This is a genomic window from Aminivibrio pyruvatiphilus (assembly GCF_004366815.1).
Taxonomy (GTDB): domain Bacteria; phylum Synergistota; class Synergistia; order Synergistales; family Aminobacteriaceae; genus Aminivibrio; species Aminivibrio pyruvatiphilus.
This window is the reverse complement of sequence record NZ_SORI01000001.1, coordinates 1-20,872: the sequence shown is the minus strand read 5'-3', so window position 1 is coordinate 20,872 and position 20,872 is coordinate 1. Positions and strand designations below refer to the sequence as shown.

Below are 20,872 nucleotides of genomic sequence, written 5' to 3'. Positions count from 1 at the left end.
CATATTGCCAGGGAGGAACAGCCATGCCCGCACTTCACCGATCCGATGCCCGAACGATGACCCGCGTTCTCATCCTTGCCGCGGCCCTTTTGCTTGTTTTCTCCGCCCTTCCAGGAGCGGAGGCGCAGCAGGACGGTCCGGACATTCTCGCACTCCTCGAGGACCGGCGGCGGGAAATTGCCGCTCTCATGGAAAGGGCCGTGGTCTATGTCCTGGTGGACCACGGGGATTCCGCCAGTATGGGCACCGGCTTCGTGGTCGCCGACGGGTACGTGGTGACCAACGCCCACGTGGTGGAGGGCAAAGGAAAAATTATGCTTGTGAACCCCGTTCTGAAACCTGTCCGGGCGACGCTCGTCCGCCGGGAATACGGCGGGGGGGCTGGAGGGAACGACTTCGCCCTGCTCCGTTTCTCTCCGGTAGCGTCCCTTCCCTCCATTGTGTTCTCTCCCCGGGTAAGCCGCATGGACAGGGTGAGCGCCTGGGGTTTTCCCCTCCTTGTCACCCAGTTCGACCAAAGCATAGACGAGATCCTGAACGGCGAACTCAGGACGGCGCCTCCCGTGGTCTATACGGAGGGGACCGTCAGCGCCATCGTCGAAAAGCAAGGCAAGCGGAACATAATCCATACTGCCGCCATCGCCTCGGGGAACAGCGGCGGCCCTTTGGTGAACAGCCGGGGCGAGGTGGTGGGCATCAACACCTGGGGCTATACCGAGGAGGACGAGGGTGCCTTCGTCAACGCTTCCCTTCCGGCGGACCGGATCGTGGATTTTCTCCGCAGGGCGGGGATATCCCCGAAAATCTCAGCCCAGGGAACGGTCCTCGGAAAAATCCCGTCCCCCCTTCCTGCACCGTCCCTGCCCCAGGGAGAATCCTCCGGAAGGGATGAATTCGAACCGGGAGAACTGCTGGACCTCGCCCGGAAGGGAGACGCGGAAGCCCAGACAGCCGTGGGGGCCATGTATTACGACGGCGACGGATTCCCGAAGGACGTGTCAAAGGCGGTGGAATGGCTGGAAAAAGGCTCCGCGGGAGGAGACGCCGGGGCAAAGGCACTTCTCGGCCTGATCAGGATCTTCGAAGACGGCTTCGCCGATCCGGGCAGGGGAGTCGCCCTTCTGAGGGAAGCTTCGTCCGCGCCCGGAGCGGATCCGGAGATACAGGGCCTTCTGGCCCGGCTGCTCTACGACGGCGAGATGTGGGGCATCGAACGGGACCTGGACGAATGCGCGGAATGGGCGGAAAAGGCGGCGGAAGGCGGGGACCCAGACGGCATGGGGCTTCTGGCCCTTCTCTGCTATTTCGGCGAGGGGATGGACGAGAATGATGAACGGGCCCTCGACCTGGCAGAACGGGCCGCGGCGGAGGACAGTTCCCTCGGCAAGGCCGCCCTCGCATGGATGTATTACGAGGGGGTCGCCGTCGATGAGGATCTCGAAAGAGCCCGGCTGCTCGCCCTCGACGCCGCCGAGGAAGAAGAATCCCTTGCCCAGGGACTGCTGGCCTGGATGTACCTGAAGGGACACGGAGTAAAAGCGGACGGAAAGGCGGCAGAAGGGTGGGCCCGCAGGGCCGCGGAGCAGGGGAACGAATTCGGGTGGTTCGTCCTCGGGTCGCTCTATTACTCCGGCGGCGTCGTGGAGCGGGACCCGGCGGCTGCCTGGGCTTACCTGGACATGGCCGCGGACAGGAATATCATCGACGCGGAAGAGCTGAGGGAAGAAGCCTGGAAAAAGATGTCGAAAAAGGAGAGGCAGCAGGCCGAAAAGCTCAGGAACCGCTGGACGGAAGAAAGGGTCCTTCCCCGCTGATCAGCGGTCGGAAGGATCCTTCTTCCCCATGGCGCACAGCACCCTGGCGAGACCGAGCTTGTGCTCCCGGATGAGATCCTCGACACCGTCGCCGTCGCCCTTTTCAAGGGCACCGAGGATGGCTCTGTGGTCACTGTTGGCCACTTCCATCCTCTCGGGACGGAAGGCGAATACGATGTGGGAGAACCCCCCGCCGTCCCAGAGCTTGAAGATCATCTCGTTCAGCAGAGGAAAGGCCCCCTTTGAATAGATCGTCCTGTGGAACTCCTTGTTCGCCGCGATGAACCTTTCGCATTCCCCGGCCCGGACGAAACCGTCCATCTCCTCCACCCTCCGGTGAAGATCGGTGAAATCGTCGCCCCCGAGGAAGGGAATCGCCGCTTTCGCCGCGTACCCCTCGAGGACGCCCCGGATGGACATGACTTCCATGATCTTTCCGGGGTCGAACTCGGTCACCCTGGCCCCCTTGTGGGGCTCGAGCACCACGAGGCCCTCGGACTCCAGGAGCTTCATGGCTTCCCGTACGGGAATGGCCGAGACGCCGAGATCCCTCGCCACCGAGGCGACGATGATGTTCATTCCCTGGGGCCACTCCCCGGACACGATTTTCTCACGCATCAGCTCGTACACGAAACCGGATTTCGTCTTGTACTTTTCCTTCAGCAGCATGGCGTCCTCCCCTGTGCATCAAGAAATCATATACATTGCATATTATACTATACCCAAAGAATTGTCATCCTGAGGCCGGGTCCCCGGAGGGGAGGGATCCCAGGCTTGAGAACCCCAGAGTCAAAAGCGAGATTCCTCCCCTCAGGGGATGCTCCGCGATCGGGCTTCGCCCTTCGGAATGACAGCTTTTCGATTCGCTCGTTCGGGATGACAAGGCCGTCGGGCTGTCATCCTGAGGCCGGCTTTTTGGCCGAAGGATCTGGTTTGAGGGTCTTAAGACCAGATCCTCCCCTCGCTGGACTCAGGTCGACAGACAACGGACGACAAGCAACAGATTGACACTTTCCTCCGCTGAGATTACGATGATCACATATGAAAGACGGTTTTTTCATAAAAGACGGGTTCTTTCATAAATGAACGATTCTTCTCCAAGGGGAAGGCCGGTGCGAATCCGGCGCGGTCCCGCCGCTGTGTACCTGACGAGTCCGCCGTACCACCGGAGTTTCCGGGAAGGGGCGGGCGAGGATGAGGGAAGCCAGAAGACCCTGGAGGGGACATTTCGGTTTGACGCCTGCGAGGGTTCGGGTCGGCTTCCCTGGAGATCTTTTCACGTTTGAAAGAAGGTCGAGGGGCGGACCTCCCTGCGCGGGGGTCCGCCCGTTTTTGAGGAGGCATCATGGACGAAAGAGAAACGCCGGACCGTTTTCTCTCCCCCGGGGAGATCGAGAAGAAGAGCTTCCGGATCCTGGAGGGGCTCCTTGGCGAGTATGCCGGCTCCCCTGGAGAGCGGGAGGTGGTGCTGCGCATCGCCCACGCCACCACGGAGGTGGAATGGGCGAAGACCTTCCGGTTCTCCCCCGGCGCCGTGGAATCCGGCGTGGAGGCCCTGCGGCGGGGAGCCCCCGTCATCACCGACGTGGAGATGGTGCGGGCGGGAATCCGCCGCTCCGCCCTGGAGCGGACGGGAAGCCCCGTGCTCTGCTTCCTCAACGACACCGACGTGGCGGAGGACGCGAAGCGGGCCGCCGCCACCAGGGCCAGGGCGGCCATGCGGAAGGCCCTGCCCCTCCTCGACGGCTCCATCGTGGCCATAGGGAACGCCCCCACGGCCCTCTTCGAGGTGTGCGACCTGGTGAAGAAGGGCCTCTGCAGGCCTGCCCTCGTGGTGGGTATTCCCGTGGGCTTCGTGGGCGCGGCGGAATCCCACGACGAGACGGCAGCCCTGGCCTGCCCCTGGATCACCGCCCCCGGCCCCAGGGGAGGCAGCCCGGTGGCTGCGGCCATCGTGAACGCCCTTATCCGCCTTGCCGAAAAGGAGTAGGACCGTGGACGGGAAGCCCTTCGACGGACTGGGATACACCGGGGGCCTGCGGAGAGGCTACACCACGGGAACCTGCGCCGCGGCGGCGGCGAAAGGTGCCGCCCGGATGTTCCTTTCCGGCGCCCTCCAGTCCTCCGTCACGGTGACCCTTCCCGGAGGGGAATCCCTCACCCTTCCCCTTGAGGAATGCACCCTTTCGGAGAAGGGCTCCCGGTGTGCCGTCCGGAAGGACTCGGGCGACGACCCCGACGGCACCTCCGGCATGCTCATCGCCGCCGAGGCCCGGCCGTCCTCACGCCCAGGGGTAACCGTCTCCGGCGGCCCAGGCATCGGGAGAGTCACCCGGAAGGGACTTCCCGTCCCCCCCGGCGAATGGGCCATCAACCCCGGCCCCCGGCGCATGATAGAGTCGGAGGTGGGCGGCCTCCTGCCCGAGGGACAGGGCCTCGAGATCGTCCTGTCCGCCCCGGAGGGGGAAGAGCGGGCGAAAAAGACATGGAACCCCCGGCTCGGCATCGAGGGGGGCATCTCCATCCTGGGCACCACGGGCATCGTGGAGCCCAAGTCCACCGCCGCCTACCTGGCCTCCATCGACCTCTACATCTCCTCCGCCCTGGCCTTCGACTCCCCCCGCCCCGGCACGGTCTTCCTCGTTCCCGGCTATGTGGGGGAAAAATGCCTGGTTGAGCGCTTCGGGACCCCCCGGGAGCTCATCGTCCGCATGGGGGACCACGTGGGACATTCCCTGAAGGAGTGCTCGTCCCGTGGAGCGGGACCGGTCCACCTCTTCGGCCACGTGGGCAAGTGGGCCAAGGTGGCCGCGGGACTCTTCAACACCCACTGCGATTTCGGCGACGCCCGGCTCGAAACCCTGGCCGCCTGCGCCGGGGCCGAAGGGGCGTCGAAGGAACAGGTCCGGGAGCTTCTCTCCCTTCCCCTGGCCGAGGAAGCGGTTCCCCTGCTCCGCCAGTGGGGCCTCTCCTCCGTCTTTTCCCTTGTGGCGGAACGGGCCCACCGACGCAGCTCCCTTCACATGGGCGGCGCGGTCCCCCTGGGGGTGGCCGTGCTCTCCCTGGACGGGGAGGTTCTCGGGAGCTTCCCCGAGATCGGAAAGGAGGCCCGGCCATGGACCGAATTGCCGTCGTCGGCGTAGGCCCGGGAACGGGGAACTACCTTCTTCCGGCAGCCCGGGAGGCCATCGCCGGGGCGGACATCCTCGCCGGAGGCCCCCGCCACCTGGAGCCCTACCGGGAGTCCGGAAAAGAACTCCTCCCCCTCAAGGGCAGCCTCGACACCTTCCTGGACCGCCTCGAAGAGAAGCGGCACACGGGAAGGGTCGCCCTCCTTCTCTCAGGAGACCCCTGCTTCTTCAGCCTCCTCGGAAAGCTGGGAACCCGCTTCCCCCGGGAGGAGCTGGAGGTCATCCCCGGGGTGAGCAGCTTCCAGGTGCTCTTCGCCCGGCTCGGCATCCAGTGGAACGGCACTGAGACGGCGAGCCTCCACGGCCGGCCTCTGGAGGACGCCCTCAAATCCGTCCGGGAGGACCGGGGGACCCTCTTCCTCCTCGACAGGAAGAACACCGGCCCTGCGGTGGCAGCCTTCCTGAAGGACCGGGGGTACCCCGACCGCGTGGCAGTGCTGGCGGAGAACCTGGGCTATCCGGAGGAGCGGATCCTCCGGACGACCCTCTTCGCCCTCGCCGGGGAAGGGCAGGCCTGGGATCTGGCCCTTCTCCTTCTCGGTCCGGGCCCCCTTCCGCCCCAAACCCTCGGGGTGCTCCCCGACGGGTGGTTCGTCCGGACCCCGGGAGTACCCCTCTCCAAGGCGGTCTGCCGGACCCTGGTGGCCTCGCTGCTCCATCCCCTGGACGGACAGGCCGTCCTCGAGATCGGGGCCGGCTCCGGCGGCATCACCGTGGAGCTGGCCCGGCGGACGCTAACCGGCACGGTCTTCGCCGTGGAGCGTTCCGTGGACGCCCTCGACGCCGCCCGGAACAACGCGGAACGGGCCGGATGCCTCTCCTCGATACGATTCGTGGAAGGGCAGGCCCCGGAGGCCCTGTCATCCCTCCCCCGGTGCACCCGGATTGTGGTGGGCGGCCACGGCGGAGCCGTGGAGGCCGTTCTGGAAGCCGCCTGGCAGAAGCTCCTGCCCGGCGGACGGCTCCTGGTGACGGCGAACATGCCCTCCACGGCCGACCGGGCATGGAAAACCCTCAAAAACCTCGGAAGCCGTCCCGAAGTGCTCCACGTGGCCTCCTCCTCCTCGGCGGAGGCGGGCGGTTCATGGATGCTCACGGCGGCAAACCCCGTGTTTCTCGTCTATGCGGACAGGAATGCAGACAAGGACGGTACGGACCATGGACACAGCTGAAAAAACCATACTCTTTGTGGGGGCGGGCCCCGGAGACCCGGAACTTCTCACCCTCAAGGGGAAAAAAGCCCTCGAGGAAGCGGGGCTGGTGCTCTACGCCGGAAGCCTGGTGAACGCCGCTCTTCTCGATTTCTGCTCTCCGGGATGCGAACGGACGGACTCCTCCGGCCTCTCCCTGGAGGAGCAGGTGGCCCTCATGGCGGACGCCGCGGGGCGGGGAGTCCCCGTGGTACGACTCCACACGGGGGACCCGAGCATCTTCGGCGCCGTGGCGGAGCAGAAGCGCCTCCTGGAGGAACAGGGCCTGTCCGTGCAGTTCATCCCCGGCGTCAGCAGCTTCCAGGCCGCCGCAGCAGCCCTCGGCATCCAGTACACCGTTCCGGGGGGAAACCAGACGGTGATCTGCACCCGCAGGGCCGGCCGGACGCCTGTGCCCCCGGAGGAGGATCTCCGCCGCCTCGCCGCTGTCGGGACCACCATGGTGGTCTTCCTGAGCGCCGACCAGGCCGAAGCCGTGGCGGAAGACCTCGTGGAAGGAGGCTTCTCCCCCCGGACCCCGGCGGCATGCGTCTACCGGGCCTCCTGGGAGGACGAGAAGATCCTCACCGCTCCCCTGGCGGAACTCCCCGCCCTCATGAAGCAGCACGGCATTACCCGCCATGCCCTCATCATCGCCGGAGAATGCCTTGCCTCGACGGACGCCCGCAGCCTCCTCTATTCTCCTTCCTTCTCCCACGGATGGCGGGAGGGGTCGGAATGAAGGCCGCCTTTTTCTGCTTCTCCGATCCCGGCGAGGCGCTGGCTGGGCGGCTTGCCGGGGGACCGGGCGAAAGGGTGGTCAGGGTGGCCCCCGGCACCCTCTCCGAAACGGTCGCCCGGTGGTGGCAGGGAACGGACGCCCTGGTCTTCGTCTCTTCCCTCGGCGTGGCGGTCCGGGCGGCGGCCCCCCATCTCCGGGACAAGGAGACCGACCCCGCGGTTCTCGTGGTCACCGAGGACGGTTTCACGGTGCTCCCCGTTACCGGCGCCCACCTCGGCGGAGGAAGGGACTACGCGGAACAGCTTGCGGGCAGGATCGGCGCCTCCCTCCTGCTCACCACCAGCAGCGACCGGGCCGGTCTCACCGCCCCGGACCTCCTGGCCTCCAGGCGGGGCTGGAAGCTCCTTGGCAAAGAGGCCCTTCCCGCGGTGAACCGGGCCCTTCTTGAGGAGGGCATTCTCTCATGGTGGACCGACGTGCCCGCTTTCCTGCCTCCCCTGCCGGAGGAATACCGCCCCGTCCCGTCTTCCGGCGAGGCCTCGGTCATTCTCTCCCCCTATCGAAGGGACTTCGCCCCCCGGCAGGTCCAGCTCGTTCCCCGGTGCGTCGCCGCCGGCATGGGCTGCCGGAGAGGTACGGATGCGGATACCCTCAGAAGGGTACTCTTTTTGGCCCTGGAGGCTGAGGGGCTCCTCGCCGAAAGCCTGACGGAGATACGCACCGTGGAGGAGAAGCGGGACGAGCCGGGCCTCGCGGCCCTGGCCGGAAAACTGGGAATCCCCCTGGTCGTGGTGGACCGGAAGGAACTCCTCTCCCTGGACGGGGACTTCACCCCCTCGGCGGCCTCCCGCCATCTCGGCCTTCCCGGAGTGGCGGAGCCCTGCGCCGCCTCGGCGGGCCGTCTCCTCGGCAGGCGGACCGCATCCTGCGGCGTCACCGCTGCCTTCTCCCTCCTTTCGCGGAGGGAAGGCGGAAAGCTCACCGTCCTCGGCACAGGCCCCGGGGACGGGAAGTACCTCACCCTCGAGGGACGGCAGGCCCTCGGGGAGGCCGACGCCGTGGTGGGATACCGCCTCTACGCGGACCTTCTTCCCCCTGCCTGGCTCCGCGGGAAGACCGTGGAGACCTACTCCATGGGGGAGGAGGAGAAGCGGGTTGAGCGGGCCGTCTCCCTCGCCGAAGAGGGGAACAGGGTGGTTCTCCTCTCCGGGGGCGACCCGGTGCTCTTCGGCCTCGCGGCCCTCGCCCTCCGCACGGCCCGGGGCCGCGTCCCCGCATCGGTGGTCCCGGGGGTTACCGCGGCCCAGGCCGCAGGCCTGATGACCGGGGCCCCCTACGTGAACGGCCTGGTGCTCCTCTCCCTGTCCGACTACCTCCAGCCATGGGAGAACGTCCGCCAGGCCCTGGAGGGCGCCGCCCGGTCGGGCCTCACCGCCGCCCTGTACAACCCGGTGAAGCGGGACCTGGAGGAAAAGCTGGCGGCGGTGCGGCAGATCTTCGGCGCCGCCGGCTATGGGGAAGTCCACCTCGTCAGGGACGCCGGACGGCCCGGTGCCTCGGTCCGGAGGCTCCCCCTGGAAGACCTGTCGGCGGACGGCGTGGACATGCGCACCCTCCTGCTTCTTCCCGGGTCGTCGGTGGAGTGCGTGGGAGACCTCCTGCTGGACCGCAGGGGCTACCGGGCCGAGCGGGCCGGGGAACGGGGGTCGGACTCATGAAGAGTCTTCTCTGCCTCTCCCTGGACTACACGGCCGCCTCCACCGCCGAGCGGGACGGGGCGAAAAGGGCATGGCTGTCCCTCCCGGCGCTCAGGGAGGACGGGCGGATCCTCGAGGCGGTCCCCGTATCCACCTGCAACCGGACGGAAATCTACCTCCGCCTGCCCCCGGGCGGCACCGTGCCGGAGGAGATACTCCACCCCCGGGTCCGGACCCTCTCCGGCGAGGAGGCGGTGCTCCACCTCCTCCGGGTGCTCCTCGGCCTGGAGAGTATGGCCTGCGGCGAGTCCTCCATCGTGGGGCAGGTCCGGGAGAGCTACGGGGGAGCGGGCGACCTCTGCGGGCCCTGGCTCCACCGCCTCTTCCAGGGCTGCCTCCGGATGGCGAAGCTGCTGCGGACCTGCTACCACCCCGGCCGGGAACCCTCCGTGCCCCGGCTCATGGCGGAAAAGCTCCGGGATCACCCTTCCTTCCCTTCCGTTTCCTCCCTCGTGGTGGGAGCCGGGGAGATGGGGGAGGAAACGGCCCGGGTCCTCGCCGGGCTCGCCGTTCCCCTGGCGGTGACCAACCGTTCCCCCGGGCGGGGGCAAGCCCTGGCGGACTCCCTGGGGGTGTCCTTTCTTCCCTGGGAGGAATGGCGGGGGCAGGCGGCGGCCTTCGGCGCCCTCTTCTTCTGCACGGGAGCCCCGGAACCCCTCTTCTCTCTTGCCGAAAGGCGGGAGGGGCAGAGGATTTTCGACCTCGGCTCCCCTCCCCAGGTGGAGCGGAGTGCAGCAGCCTCCCCGTTCCTCCTGGCCATGGACGATCTCGCCGTGGAGGCGGCAAAGATTACGGCCGAATACCGCACAAAGCTTCGCCGGCTCGAGAGCGAGGCGGCCGAGGCTGCCCGATCCGTCTGCGCGGAACTCACCTCCCTCTCGGCGGAGACCTACAAGCGCCTCGTCCTGCTCCGGGCTGAGCGCATCGTGGAGGAACGGACGGAGCTCACGGCCCGGAAGACAGGCGCGGACCGGGAATCCCTCCGCCGCATGGGGTGGAGCGTGGTGAAGGCCCTCCTCTCCCCCGCCTTCGCCGAATCGGACCCCCACGCCCGGAGGCTCTGGAAAATTCTCTCCGGCGACATGGAGGAGCCCGGCGATGACTGACCCCCGGCCCGTAAGCTTCTCCCTCATGATCTGCCTCTCACCGGCCTCGGGCCCCATCCTCGCGGTCGGAGGAGGCCCCGTGGGACTCCGGAAGATCCGCACCCTCCTGGACGGGGGAGCCTCCGTGGACCTCGTCTCTCCTGAAGCGGTACCGGAACTGCAGGCCCTCGCCGCGGAGGGATCCATCCGGTGGGAGCGCCGGACGGCGGAACGGAGGGATTTTTCGGAGCACCGCCTCGCCCTGCTGGCCCTGCCGCCGGAAGAGACGGCTGACGTCCTTCCCCTGGCGGAGGGTACGGGATGCATGCTCAACTGCTGCGGCGCCCCGGAATCCGGTTCCTGGGCCCTGGCGGCCCAGTTCCGGTGGAAAGGGTTCGTGGTCGGCGCGGGAAGCGGAGGCGGCGACCCCGCCGGGTCGGCCGCCCTAAAGAATCTGCTCCGGCAAAGCCTCGAAGACATGACTGAAGAAAAGGAGAACCTCCCATGAAACTGCTTACCAGGGGCAGCGCCCTCGCACTGCTGCAGGCTGAACGGATGGCCCTCCCTCTCCGGGAGAAGGGCCTGGCTGTGGAAATCGTTCCCCTGTCCACCCGGGGCGACCGGGACACCGTCAGCCCCCTCTGTTCTTTCGGCGGGAGCGGCGCCTTCTCCGGCTGCATCGAGGAGGCCCTCCTCGGCGGAAAGGGTGACGGGGCCGTCCACAGTCTCAAGGACGTTCCCTCCTGCTGCCGGGACGGCCTCGAGATCGCCTCGGTCCTCCCCCGGGATTCCGCGGAAGACGTGCTTGTCGCCCGCGGCGGCTTCACCCTGGAGACCCTGCCCGAAGGGGCCGTGGTGGGCACGTCGAGCCCCCGCAGGAAAGCCCAGCTCCTCAGGGTGCGGCCCGGTCTGGCCGTCCGGGAGATCCGGGGGAACCTCTCCACCCGCCTGAAAAAGCTGGAGGACGGCCTGTACGACGCCCTCGTCCTCGCCGCCGCCGGGCTGGAGCGTATGGGAATCCGCCCCCCAGGGGCGGAAAGCCTTCCCTTCCTTCCCGCTCCCTGCCAGGGGATCATCGCCCTGGAGGCCCCCCTGAACTCGCCCCTCTTCTCCCTGGGCCGCTCGGTCGCCCACCGGGAGACCTTCCTCTGCTCAGTCGCGGAGCGGTCCCTGCTGAAGACCCTCGGGGTAGGGTGTCATGTCCCCTTTGCCGCCCTTGCCCGCATGGAGGGCCGGATTCTCGTCCTCAAGGCGGAGATCCTCGACCCCCTCGGCCGGGAGAGCGTCCGCCTCTCCTGTTCCTGCCCCGTAACCTCGGAGGAAGATGCCGTCAGGGCGGGGGCGGCCCTGGGCGAACGGTTCCGGGAAACGCCCCCAGCGGTGCGGCTCTTCGCCGAGAGCCTCGCGCAGGCGGAGGGACGGCCATGACCGTCCACCTCGTAGGGGCGGGATGCGCCGGCCCCCGATGGATCACCCTCGAGGCACTCGACCTTCTCCGGCGGGCCGATGCGGTGGTCTACGACAGCCTCATCCACCCGGACCTGCTCCAGCTCGCCCCCCGGACGTGCGAATTCCACGCCGCCGGCAAGCGGAAGGGCCGGGCGAGCCTGAAACAGCCCGAGATCAACGCCCTCCTCACAGAACTTGGAAAGGCGAAGGAAACGGTGGTCCGGCTGAAGGGTGGTGACCCCTTCGTCTTCGGCCGGGGGGGCGAAGAGGCCCTCGCCCTGGAAAAAGAGGGCATTCCCTGGACCTACACCCCGGGGATCACCGCCGCCATCGGAGGGCTGGGAAGAGCGGGCATCCCCCCCACCCACCGGGGCCTCGCCGACTCCCTCACCCTGGCCACGGGACATTCGGAGCAGAACGGTGCTCCCCGGGAAAACCTCTGGAAGGCCGTCGCCGAAGGAGGAGGCACCCTGGCGGTCTACATGGGGGCCTCGTCATGGGGGAACCTCGCCCGGTTCCTGGAGGCGAACGGCATGGCCCCGGAGACACCCTGCGCGGCGGTCACCCGGGGCGGATGGGGATGCGCCTCCACGGTGCGTTTTCCCCTGTCGTGCAGCCCTTCGGCCCTGCGGGGTCCCGCCGTGGTGACGGCCGGCGGAACGGCGGGGCTTGCCCTCTCTCCCGACCGGGGGCCCCTGGCGGAACTGAAGGTCGCCGTGGTCCGCCCCGCCCCCGAAAGCTGGGACACCGCCCGGTTCCTGGAAAGCCTGGGAGCCGACGGCTTCAGCCTTCCCCTCCTCGCGGAGGAAGAACTGCCTTTCCCCGGTGAAGAGGACCTCCTCGCAGGAGCGGACTGGATCGTGCTCACGAGCCCCCGGGGCGCCGCCCTCCTCTCCGGAAGGACCGACCTGCGGACCCTCCGGGGGAAGATCGCCTCCATCGGCCCGGGAACCACGGCAGCCCTCGCCCGCACGGGCCTTCGGGCGGACGGTGAAGCCCGGCCCTCCACGTCGGAGGCCCTGGCGTCCCTGCTCGCCGGACGGGTTCAGCCCGGGGAACGGGTGGTCTTCTTCCGGAACGAGGCAGGATCCCCCCTGCCGGAAGACGCCGTACGCGCCCGGGGAGCGGCGGTTGTGAACATCCCCGCTTACCGAATGGTCCCCGGCCGCCCCCCCGGATGGGACAGCTACGAATCCCTGTGGGAGGAGACTGGGCTGGACGCGGTGGTCTTCGGCAGCGCTGCCCTGGTCCGGGCCTGGAACACATCGGGCCTGTCCATGCCGGAGGGTGCGGTTCCCGTGGGATGGGGAACGCCCTGCGCCGCGGCCGCGGAAGGCCTCCTGGGCCTGAAGGCCCTCGTGATGGCCGAACCGACCCTGGAATCCCTCGCCGCGCTGCTGGCCGATCTCAAAAAAAGGAAACCGACGGAGGAAAAAGAATGAACGGAATGGTGAACGGAACAACGAACAGAATGCGCCGCCTGCGGGAGCACCCCGTCCTGGCGGAAATGGTGCGGGAGGTCTCCCTCGAGCCGAGGCAGATGATCCTTCCCCTCTTCACGGTCCCGGGCACAGGAGTGCGAACCCCTGTTTCCTCCCTGCACGGGGTGGACCACATCTCCCCCGACCGCCTCCACGAGGCCGTGGACGCCGCCCTGGAGGCGGGGATACGGTCCTTCCTGCTCTTCGGGCTCCCCTCCCGGAAGGATGCCCGGGGAACGTCCGCCTGGGCGGAGGACCAGCCGGTGCAGCAGGGCCTCAGACGGCTGAAGGAGCGGTACGGACGGGAGATCCACCTCACCACAGACGTCTGCATGTGCGAGTACACCGACCACGGCCACTGCGGCCTCCTGAAGGAGGACGGCGCCGTGGACAACGACCCCACGGTCCTCGAGCTCGGCCGCATCGCCCTCAGCCACGCCCGGGCGGGGGCGGACATGGTGGCCCCCTCCGCCATGATGGACGGCCAGGTGGCCGCCCTCCGGAGGGCCCTGGACAACGGGGGGTTCTCCTCCCTGCCGGTGATGAGCTACAGCTCCAAGTTCTCGTCGGCCTTCTACGGTCCTTTCCGGGACGCGGCGGGCAGCGCCCCCTCCTTCGGGGACCGGCGGTCCTACCAGATGGCCTCCACCAACTGGAAGGAGGCCCTCCGGGAGTCCCTTCTCGACGAGGAGGAAGGGGCCGACATCCTCATGGTGAAGCCCTCCCTCCTCTATCTTGACATTCTCTCCCGGCTCCGGGAATCCACCCTGCTGCCCCTGGCCTGCTACCTGGTGAGCGGCGAGTACATGATGCTCCGCCATGCGGCTGCCGCCGGTTCCCTGGACGGCCCAAGGGGCCTCCTGGAGGCCCACCTCGCCCTCCGGAGGGCGGGAGCGGACATCCTGATCACCTACGCCGCCGTGGAAGTGGCCCGCATGGTCACAGGGAGGTAAAGACCTCCCGGGCTGCTGCGAGAGTCTCCTCCACCACCTCCCGGCCGTGGGCCAGGGAGACGAAGGCTGCCTCGAAGGGCGACGGCGCGAAGTACTGGCCCCTCTCCTCCATGCCGTGGAAGAAGGGGGGATATTTCGCCCCGTCCGTCCCCTTCACTTCCCCGAGGTTCCGGGGAAGCCGGGGAGCGAAGAACAGCCCCAGTACCGAGCCGAACCGGGAGACCGAAAGGGGGACCCCGGCATGGGAGGCGGCGTCCTTCAGCCCGTCGGCGAGCTGGACGGCCGTTTCTTCCAGCCGTTCGTAGACCCCTTCCCGCTTCAGCGCCCCGAGGGTCGCCAGCCCCGACGCCATGGCCAGGGGATTTCCCGAGAGGGTTCCCGCCTGGTACACCGGCCCGAGGGGGGCGAGCACCTCCATGACCTCCCGGCGGCCGCCCACGGCCCCCACGGGAAGGCCCCCGCCGATGATCTTCCCCAGGCAGGTGAGGTCGGGGACTATGCCGGCTCTCTGCTGGGCGCCCCCCTCGGAAACCCGGAATCCTGTGATCACCTCGTCGAAGACCAGCAGGGCGCCGTGCTTCTCCGTAATTTCCCGCAGGAAGGGAAGAAAGCCTTCGCAGGGAGGCACCAGGCCCATGTTTCCAGCCCAGGGCTCAACGATCACTGCGGCGATGCGGCCGCTGAACAGCCGGAAGGCTTCAGCAACTTTTTCCCCGTCGTTGAAGGGCACCACCACAGTGGCGGACGCCACGGAAGCAGGGACGCCGCCGCTGTCGGGATTCCCGAGGGTCAGGGCTCCGCTTCCTGCGTTCACCAGCATGCTGTCCGAGTGGCCGTGGTAGCAGCCCTCGAACTTCACCACGAGATCCCGCCCCGTAAACCCCCGGGCAACCCGAAGGGCCGTCATCACCGCCTCCGTCCCCGACGAGACGAACCGGAGCAGCTCCATGGAGGGGAAGACCCCCTTCACTTCCTCGGCAAGCTCCACCTCGGCGGGACAGCACGCCCCGAAGGAGGTGGAGTCTGACGCCGCGCGGCAGACGGCCTCCACCACCTCGGGGTGGCCGTGGCCGAGGATGAGGGGGCCCCAGCTCCCCACGTAGTCGGTGTAGCGCTTCCCCTCCACGCTGTAGAGGTAGGGGCCCTCCCCCCGGAAAAAGAACAGGGGATCTCCGCCCACGCCCCGCCAGCATCGGACCGGGCTGTTCACTCCCCCGGCGAGGGATTCCTTCGCCCGGGTGAACCACTCCGCACTCGTCGCCATAGCAATCAACCTCTCTTTCTCTGCCAACATCATGTATATTTTACGGCAGAGGGAGTGTTGCCAGGCGCAGCGCCCGGGCCGGAAAACCGACAGGGATGTCGGTTTTAGGCGCAGTTGTCACGGATGACAATGTGCGCCGACGGCCCAAGCGAGCAATGGCAACGCTCCCCGCTGCCAAATGAAAAACAATGCCCGGATTTTTACCATCCCCACAGGACGGGGATTGCCGCCAGGCACACCGTCGCCGCCATGGTCGCCACCAGGGTAACGAGGTTCCACACGAACAGGGACCGGACCATCCGCCCCGGGAAAATGCCGATCCAGAAGGCGATGTCCTGCCGCAGCACCCTGGAGAGCACCGCGAGCATGTTTCCCGTGAGCAGCGCCAGCACCGCCTGGGCGGTGGTGAGGCTCCCCGACGCCAGAGCGCCCCCCGCCACGCCGAGGGCCGCGTTGACATGGGCGAAGGATGCCGCAGCCACGGTCCACCCCGCCGCCGAAAGCAGCGGGAAGGACGCACCCCTGGCCTCGATGAACTCCTGCAGGGCCGGGGTGGCCAGGTACGCCAGGGCGTAGAAGGCCCACGCGGCCGGCAGGGTTCTCGCCAGGGTTCCGAGGAAGGAAAATTCCCGGCCCCTGCGGCCTTCCGTTCCGCGGACGGTTTCCTCATTCTCTGTGGCCCCCCGCCCCCGGAGCAGGAACAGGAAGAGCAGAAAACGGCAGAAGCTCCGGGCCAGCACGGCCACGGAGTAGATGGCCCCCGCCGTCCCGGCGAGGGCCGCCGCCACGGGAAAGGAGACGAGCCAGCGCTTCAGATAGCCGGGAAAGGACTGGAGGAGGGTGCCGAACAGGGCCTCCCGCTCCGAGAGGATCCCCTGGCCGTAGGCTTCCGCCACGAGAGCCGACCCCGCCCGGGAGGACCCCAGGCTCACGCCGAGGGCAAAGAGGGCCTGGGCCGGGATCCGGAGACGGCGCAGCCGGGGCAGCAGGGAACCCAGAAGCCGTTCGGGGAGGGACAGGGCGATGATGGCCTTTCCCAGGGCGAGGCCGCCCGAAACGGACAGGGCCAGCAGCCCCATCCCCTTCAGCAGCCCGCTCCAGTCGGCGCCTTCCATGATCCCTTCCCCTCCTTCCCCGCTCTCCCGCCGGTCATCTCCGGCGGAGCAGCTCCACCACGCTCAGGTATTCACCCGAGGGGTCGAGAGCCGAATCGCCCTCAAAAATCCGTTCGTCCTCCATGCCCGCCCTGTCCACCCGCAGGATGGTTTTCCACGGGCCCGTGGACTCAACCACCGACCGGAGCTCACCGCCGAGGGCCGACGGCTTGTAGATGGCCGCCCCGTCCGATGCGGCGAGCATGGCCCGCACCCGTTCCGCCGGAGCCGTGCCGGGAATCACCGACAGGCTCTCGTCCCCGAGGGCGAGAAACCGCCCCGCCCGGGACGAGGCCAGCGAATGGGCCGAAATGCCCGGAACGAGCCCCAGGGCTAGTTCCGGAATCTCCTCCTTCAGGAGGTCGTAGAGATAGGCGACTGTCGCGTACAGGGCGGAGTCCCCTATCACCGGCAGGGCAAGGGAGGCCGCTCCTTCCCAGAGGGGACGGGTCCTCCGCAGCTCCTCCCGGAGCAGGGCGTCCCTTCGGGCATCGTCCCGCACCATGGGAAAATGGAGGGGGATGGTCTCCCGGCCCAGGTGTGCGCCCAGGATGGCGCCGGCGACACTCTCCCGCCCTTTTCCCGACAGGGGGACGAACACCGCCCCGGCCTCCCGGAGGATGCGCAGCGCTTTCAGCGTAACAAGTTCGGGATCGCCGGGGCCGAGGCCCACTCCCCAGAATTTCATGGCCTTTTTCCTCCTTCAGGGTACAGCACGTTCCGCAGCCATTCCACCCCGTCCTCCAGCCGGAGGAGGGACGGTCGGCTCACAAGCTCTTCAGGCACCAGCACGATCCTGGCGTTCCCGAGGCCGGAAATCCACGGCCGCTCCAGAATATCCCGTTCCATCACCGGGTTCATGGCCCCCACCTGGACGAGATAGACGTCGATCCCCTCCCCGGCGAGGGCAAGCAGCCGCTCCTCTCCCCACGGGGCAAGGGGGCTCCCGGAACGGAGGGGCACCGCGTCCGACGCGGCGTTCTCCCCCCCCGCCAGGGCGATCACCCGGGCGGCCCATGATGAGGGAGAACAGGTCATAAGCCCCCGGGAGGAGCTCTCCAGGAATACCCGGGGTCGCTTCCCCGCAGGGACGGTGCGCTCCAGGGCGGACACCGCCTCCCGCCATGGCCGTGCCGGGTCTGCCGCGCCGACGAGGGCTCCCAGGCGGACGAGGTAGGCCTCCATGGTCTCCCAGGTGGGAGGGGAAAGGGAGGCCACCGGCACGCCCCCCCGCTCCAGGAGCCGGATCACCCCTTCCGCCGCCGCCTCTCCCTGGGGCCTCAGCAGCACCAGGTCCGGGCGTAGGGCGAGGATGCGCTCCCCGTCAGCCCGCATGGGGAGCACCGGTACCCCCGGGAAAAGGGCCGGATCATCGGCCGCCGACACTCCGGCGATGGCATTCCCCGCGCCGAGGGCCAGGAGATTCTCGCTGTGCCCGGCGTAGAGGGAGACCACCCTCCGGGCTGCGTGTTCCAGGACCACGGTCCTGCCGCTGTCGTCGGAAATCCGGATCTCCCCGGAGACGGGCAGACAGGCCGCGAGCAGAAGGAGAAAAACGGCCGGAAGGGTCAGACGGCCCGCCACAGCACCCGCTCCCCTTCTCCGGCCCCCCGCCAGAGGGGCGCGAAAGAGACGCCGTACACCGAGGAAAGCACCTCCCCGGTGAGGACGTCCTTTACCCTCCCGGACGCCGCGAGGCCGTTCTCCCCCAATATCCAGACGCAGTCGCCGAACTCCGCCGCGAGGTTGATGTCGTGCACCGCCGCCGCCACGGTCTTTCCCTCCGCCGCGGCGCGCCGGAGAAACCGGAAGAGGCCCAGCGTGTGCTTCGGGTCCAGGGCGGAGGAGGGCTCGTCGAGGAGGAATATCTCGGGCTCCTGGGCGATGGCCTGGGCGATCATGGCCCTCTGGCGTTCGCCTCCGGACAGGGTGGTCAGGGGCCGGTCCAGCAGGTCCACAAGCTCCATGGCCTCCGCCGCCCTCCGCACCGCCTCCCTGCCCCGGACGTCGGAACTCCCGAAGATCTTCCTGTGGGGCAGCCTCCCCATGGAGATGACCTCCTCCACGGTGAAGGGAAAGTTCAGCGAGGGAGACTGGGTCACCACGCCCACCAGGCGGCCCCGCTCCCGGGAGGAGAGGGACGCCCCGTCCCGTCCGCAGAGGGTTACGGTTCCGCCGTGTGAAAGAGCGCCCCCGAGGGCCCGGAGCAGGGTGCTTTTTCCGCTGCCGTTGGGGCCGAGGAGGAAGGTCAGGGCACCCCGGGGGAAATCCCCGGAGATTTCCCGGAGGACGGTTCTTCCGCCGTACCCTGCCGAAAGATCCCGCACCGATACACCCGTCATGCTCCTTTTCCCCTTTCTCTCACAAGAATCCAGCAGAAGACCGGTCCTCCGGCAAGGGCCGTGATCACGCCCACGGGCAGCTCCCCCAGGGACCTCGCCAGGCCGTCGGCCCCGGCCAGAAGCACCGCCCCGCCCAGGAAGGACGCGGCGAGCAGGGGGCGGTGGGACGGTCCCAGGACCTGCCGCACGAGGTGGGGCCCCACCAGGCCCACGAAGCCGATAATGCCGAAGGAGGCCGCGGTGAGGGCGGTCGCCAGGGAGGCCAGCACCAGCAGCACCGTCTTGATCTTCCCTTCCTCCACCCCGAGGAACACAGCCCGGCTCTCGCCGAGGGAGATGGCGTCCAGGTCCCTTCCCCACCACAGGGCGGCGCCGAAGAGCAGTGCCGCCCCGGCGCACACCGCCCGGGCCTCCTTCATGGACGCACCGGAGAAGCTCCCCATGAGCCACAGCACGATGGCCGACACCCTTTCGTCCGCCAGGGCCTTGAAGAGGGTCACCCCCGCGGAGAGGACGGAGCTCACCACGATGCCCGACAGGACCATGGAAAGCTGGGATCCCCGCCCGGAAAGCCGGGAGAGCAGCAGGGCCAGACCCAGGGCGGCAAGGGCCCCTGCAAAGGCGGCCCCGGAGACCCAGATCCCCCCCAGAGAAATGGCCAGTGACGCGCCGAAGGCGGCTCCGGCGGCGATGCCCAGGGTGTAGGGCTCCGCCAGGGGATTCCCGAGCACGCCCTGGAGGACCGCCCCCGACACCGCCAGGGACGCCCCCGCACCCAGGGAGGCCAGCAGCCGGGGCAGCCGGACCGAACGGACCACCAGGATCTCCTGGGGTGAGGCCGCCGGGGAGGGAGAAAAAAGAATGTCCGCCACCGCCATCGGAGAAAGGGGCATGTCTCCCGCGAGAAGACGCCACAGGGCCGCTCCCGCAAGAAGAAGGAGCAGCCCCGCGAAAAACAGCCTTCGTCCCGGTGTTCCCGGCGCCACTGCCGCTACCTGCTTCCGGAGGCCTCCCGGATATGGTCCGCGAACAGCTCCGCCAGGCCTTCCCCGTCGCCGAGGCCGCGCAAAACCGCCTCAACGTCGTAGCCTTCCTTCCGGAGCACGGAGATCCATGATTCCGGGTCGTCCTCGTCGGCCATGTCGTTCCGGGCATGGTCGCCGGCCACCACCATAAAGGGGACAAGGGTCACCTTCCGGGGCTTCAGGGACGCCAGGCGCCGCTTGACGCCCTCCATATCCGGAAATCCTTCCACCACACCCAGAACGAAGGGCAGCCCTTCTTCGTCGAGGATCATCTGCATCTGGGAATAAGCCGCATTTGCGCCGTGGTGGGTGCCGTGGCCCATAAAGACCACAGCTCCCCCATCGTCAGCGAAGGAGCCGTATTTCGTCTTCAGAAGCTCCGCCGTCTTCCGGTAGTCCTCCAGCGTGGAGAGCAGCGGAGCTCCGAGGGAGATCCTTGAAAAACCGTACTTGCCCCTGACCGTTCCCAGGGAGCGGACCACCGAGGCGACCTGGTGGAATTCTTCTCCGGCGATGATGTGGAGGGACTGCACCGTCACCGACGTGAATCCCTCGTCCTGCATCTTCGCCAGGGCGATGAGGGGAGAGTCTATTTCGAGCCCCTCTTCCCTCAGGATCTTCCTGCGGATGATGTTCGACGTGTAGGAGAGGCGGACCTCCGCTTCCGGAAACGTTTTCCGGGCAGTCTCCACGATCCTGTCGATGGCGCCCCGGGCCTCCGGCTCGGAGGTTCCGAAGGCCACGAGCAGGATCCCCTGCTTTTCTGCTCCGGCCTTTCCCGACGCGGCGGCCGCACCCGCAAGCAGGCCGACAGCCGCAAGTCCCAACAGCAATACGGTTACCATGTTCTTCCTCATCCTTTTCTCCTCCCGAAATGATGAAAGATGACCGGGGAACGTGCCGGGAGGAAAGGAGTCCGCCGCCCGCGTCCGAAGACAAAAGGGGCCGTCCTGTGCGGATCGGCCCCTTTAAATGGATGCGGTTTCGGCGGTGGTGCTGCGAAAAGGCGGCCTCGATTCCTCGCGAGTCTTCCCTGGTTCCGCACGACCGGTCTCCTGGCTTGCCCTCGTTCTCCCCCATCCCTTCCCGGAGGTTTCCCCTCCAGTGGACCGATGGGTTCGTCAGGCTTACAGTGGCGGGTCCGCGCCGGATTTTCACCGGCTTCCCGAGCATCATGCGGCGAAAGCCCCTGAGGCTTCCTTCCTGATATTATGACCTTCCGGCGGAGTTTGTCAAGGAAGGGCATGAGCCTAAATCCGCACCCTGAAAAATAAAAAACCTCTCTGGACTGTTCGGAGAACAGTGTTAAGGTAGTGTTTACGACGACACAACCCTTCACCAGAGAGGTGCGTTCATTATGACGGAAAAGGCGAAGAAAATCCATATCGAACTGAAGAGCGGTGAAAGCGGCATAACATCCTTCGC

General features: G+C 67.7%; 19 protein-coding genes and 2 riboswitches. Of the genes, 11 read left to right on the top strand and 8 right to left on the bottom strand.

Translation table 11 applies throughout. The features are described from left to right. Positions 1-23 precede the first annotated feature (23 nt). Positions 24-1,814, top strand: coding sequence for a trypsin-like peptidase domain-containing protein (locus tag C8D99_RS15825; RefSeq protein WP_166669926.1), 1,791 nt, complete (start codon positions 24-26; stop codon positions 1,812-1,814). On the opposite strand, the gene C8D99_RS00090 is transcribed toward C8D99_RS15825, so the two are convergent. Beyond that, positions 1,815-2,483 (bottom strand): GntR family transcriptional regulator, encoded by a 669-nt coding sequence (locus tag C8D99_RS00090; RefSeq protein ID WP_133955102.1) that lies wholly within the window; start codon positions 2,481-2,483, stop codon positions 1,815-1,817. A 389-nt stretch (positions 2,484-2,872) separates the two neighbouring features. After that, a riboswitch (cobalamin riboswitch) is annotated at positions 2,873-3,049 on the top strand. A gap of 110 nt (positions 3,050-3,159) precedes the next feature. Between C8D99_RS00090 and C8D99_RS00085 the strand changes: the two genes are divergently transcribed. The 10 genes from C8D99_RS00085 to hemB are packed head-to-tail and all read left to right on the top strand — an operon-like array spanning position 3,160 to position 13,662. Beyond that, positions 3,160-3,804: a precorrin-8X methylmutase gene (locus C8D99_RS00085; RefSeq protein ID WP_133955100.1), complete on the top strand. Its 645-nt coding sequence runs from the start codon at positions 3,160-3,162 to the stop codon at positions 3,802-3,804. A gap of 4 nt (positions 3,805-3,808) precedes the next feature. Continuing rightward, positions 3,809-4,957 (top strand): cobalt-precorrin-5B (C(1))-methyltransferase CbiD, encoded by a 1,149-nt coding sequence (gene cbiD, locus C8D99_RS00080; protein ID WP_166669925.1) that lies wholly within the window; start codon positions 3,809-3,811, stop codon positions 4,955-4,957. Then, the gene (cbiE, locus tag C8D99_RS00075; RefSeq protein WP_133955097.1) at positions 4,930-6,177 is read left to right on the top strand and encodes a precorrin-6y C5,15-methyltransferase (decarboxylating) subunit CbiE; all 1,248 of its coding nucleotides are present in this window, start codon (positions 4,930-4,932) and stop codon (positions 6,175-6,177) included. The genes cbiD and cbiE overlap by 28 nt, the downstream gene beginning before the upstream one ends. After that, positions 6,164-6,937 carry a precorrin-4 C(11)-methyltransferase gene (gene cobM, locus C8D99_RS00070; RefSeq protein ID WP_133955095.1) on the top strand — a complete coding sequence of 258 codons (774 nt, stop codon included), beginning with the start codon at positions 6,164-6,166 and terminating at the stop codon, positions 6,935-6,937. The genes cbiE and cobM overlap by 14 nt, the downstream gene beginning before the upstream one ends. Next, positions 6,934-8,655, top strand: coding sequence for a cobalamin biosynthesis protein (locus C8D99_RS00065; protein ID WP_166669923.1), 1,722 nt, complete (start codon positions 6,934-6,936; stop codon positions 8,653-8,655). Before cobM ends, C8D99_RS00065 begins: the two co-directional genes overlap by 4 nt. Beyond that, on the top strand, positions 8,652-9,800 hold the full coding sequence (locus C8D99_RS00060; protein WP_133955091.1) for a glutamyl-tRNA reductase: 1,149 nt from the start codon (positions 8,652-8,654) through the stop codon (positions 9,798-9,800). Before C8D99_RS00065 ends, C8D99_RS00060 begins: the two co-directional genes overlap by 4 nt. Beyond that, positions 9,793-10,287, top strand: coding sequence for a precorrin-2 dehydrogenase/sirohydrochlorin ferrochelatase family protein (locus C8D99_RS00055; RefSeq protein ID WP_243833781.1), 495 nt, complete (start codon positions 9,793-9,795; stop codon positions 10,285-10,287). The genes C8D99_RS00060 and C8D99_RS00055 overlap by 8 nt, the downstream gene beginning before the upstream one ends. Further along, positions 10,284-11,207 carry a hydroxymethylbilane synthase gene (hemC, locus tag C8D99_RS00050; RefSeq protein WP_133955089.1) on the top strand — a complete coding sequence of 308 codons (924 nt, stop codon included), beginning with the start codon at positions 10,284-10,286 and terminating at the stop codon, positions 11,205-11,207. The genes C8D99_RS00055 and hemC overlap by 4 nt, the downstream gene beginning before the upstream one ends. After that, entirely contained in the window at positions 11,204-12,670 is a 1,467-nt protein-coding gene (gene cobA / locus C8D99_RS00045; RefSeq protein WP_133955087.1) for a uroporphyrinogen-III C-methyltransferase, read from the top strand. The genes hemC and cobA overlap by 4 nt, the downstream gene beginning before the upstream one ends. Beyond that, entirely contained in the window at positions 12,667-13,662 is a 996-nt protein-coding gene (gene hemB, locus C8D99_RS00040; RefSeq protein ID WP_243833780.1) for a porphobilinogen synthase, read from the top strand. Before cobA ends, hemB begins: the two co-directional genes overlap by 4 nt. Here the strand turns inward: hemB and hemL are convergent. The 7 genes from hemL to C8D99_RS00005 all read right to left on the bottom strand — a co-directional run bounded on the left by hemL (position 13,649) and on the right by C8D99_RS00005 (position 20,304). Beyond that, the gene (gene hemL, locus C8D99_RS00035; protein ID WP_133955085.1) at positions 13,649-14,926 is read right to left on the bottom strand and encodes a glutamate-1-semialdehyde 2,1-aminomutase; all 1,278 of its coding nucleotides are present in this window, start codon (positions 14,924-14,926) and stop codon (positions 13,649-13,651) included. The genes hemB and hemL overlap by 14 nt on opposite strands. A 200-nt stretch (positions 14,927-15,126) precedes the next feature. After that, positions 15,127-16,041 carry a hypothetical protein gene (locus tag C8D99_RS00030; RefSeq protein ID WP_133955083.1) on the bottom strand — a complete coding sequence of 305 codons (915 nt, stop codon included), beginning with the start codon at positions 16,039-16,041 and terminating at the stop codon, positions 15,127-15,129. A 34-nt stretch (positions 16,042-16,075) separates the two neighbouring features. Beyond that, a complete protein-coding gene (locus C8D99_RS00025; protein WP_133955081.1) occupies positions 16,076-16,768 on the bottom strand; it encodes a precorrin-2 C(20)-methyltransferase in 693 nt (230 codons plus the stop codon). Continuing rightward, entirely contained in the window at positions 16,765-17,664 is a 900-nt protein-coding gene (locus C8D99_RS00020) for an ABC transporter substrate-binding protein (protein ID WP_166669922.1), read from the bottom strand. Before C8D99_RS00020 ends, C8D99_RS00025 begins: the two co-directional genes overlap by 4 nt. After that, positions 17,649-18,422: an ABC transporter ATP-binding protein gene (locus C8D99_RS00015; RefSeq protein WP_133955077.1), complete on the bottom strand. Its 774-nt coding sequence runs from the start codon at positions 18,420-18,422 to the stop codon at positions 17,649-17,651. Before C8D99_RS00015 ends, C8D99_RS00020 begins: the two co-directional genes overlap by 16 nt. Continuing rightward, the gene (locus C8D99_RS00010; RefSeq protein WP_243833779.1) at positions 18,419-19,408 is read right to left on the bottom strand and encodes a FecCD family ABC transporter permease; all 990 of its coding nucleotides are present in this window, start codon (positions 19,406-19,408) and stop codon (positions 18,419-18,421) included. Before C8D99_RS00010 ends, C8D99_RS00015 begins: the two co-directional genes overlap by 4 nt. Positions 19,409-19,413: 5 nt before the next feature. Continuing rightward, positions 19,414-20,304 carry a sirohydrochlorin cobaltochelatase gene (locus tag C8D99_RS00005; protein ID WP_243833778.1) on the bottom strand — a complete coding sequence of 297 codons (891 nt, stop codon included), beginning with the start codon at positions 20,302-20,304 and terminating at the stop codon, positions 19,414-19,416. Between the two features lie 171 nt (positions 20,305-20,475). Further along, positions 20,476-20,639: riboswitch (cobalamin riboswitch) on the bottom strand. Positions 20,640-20,872 lie beyond the last annotated feature (233 nt).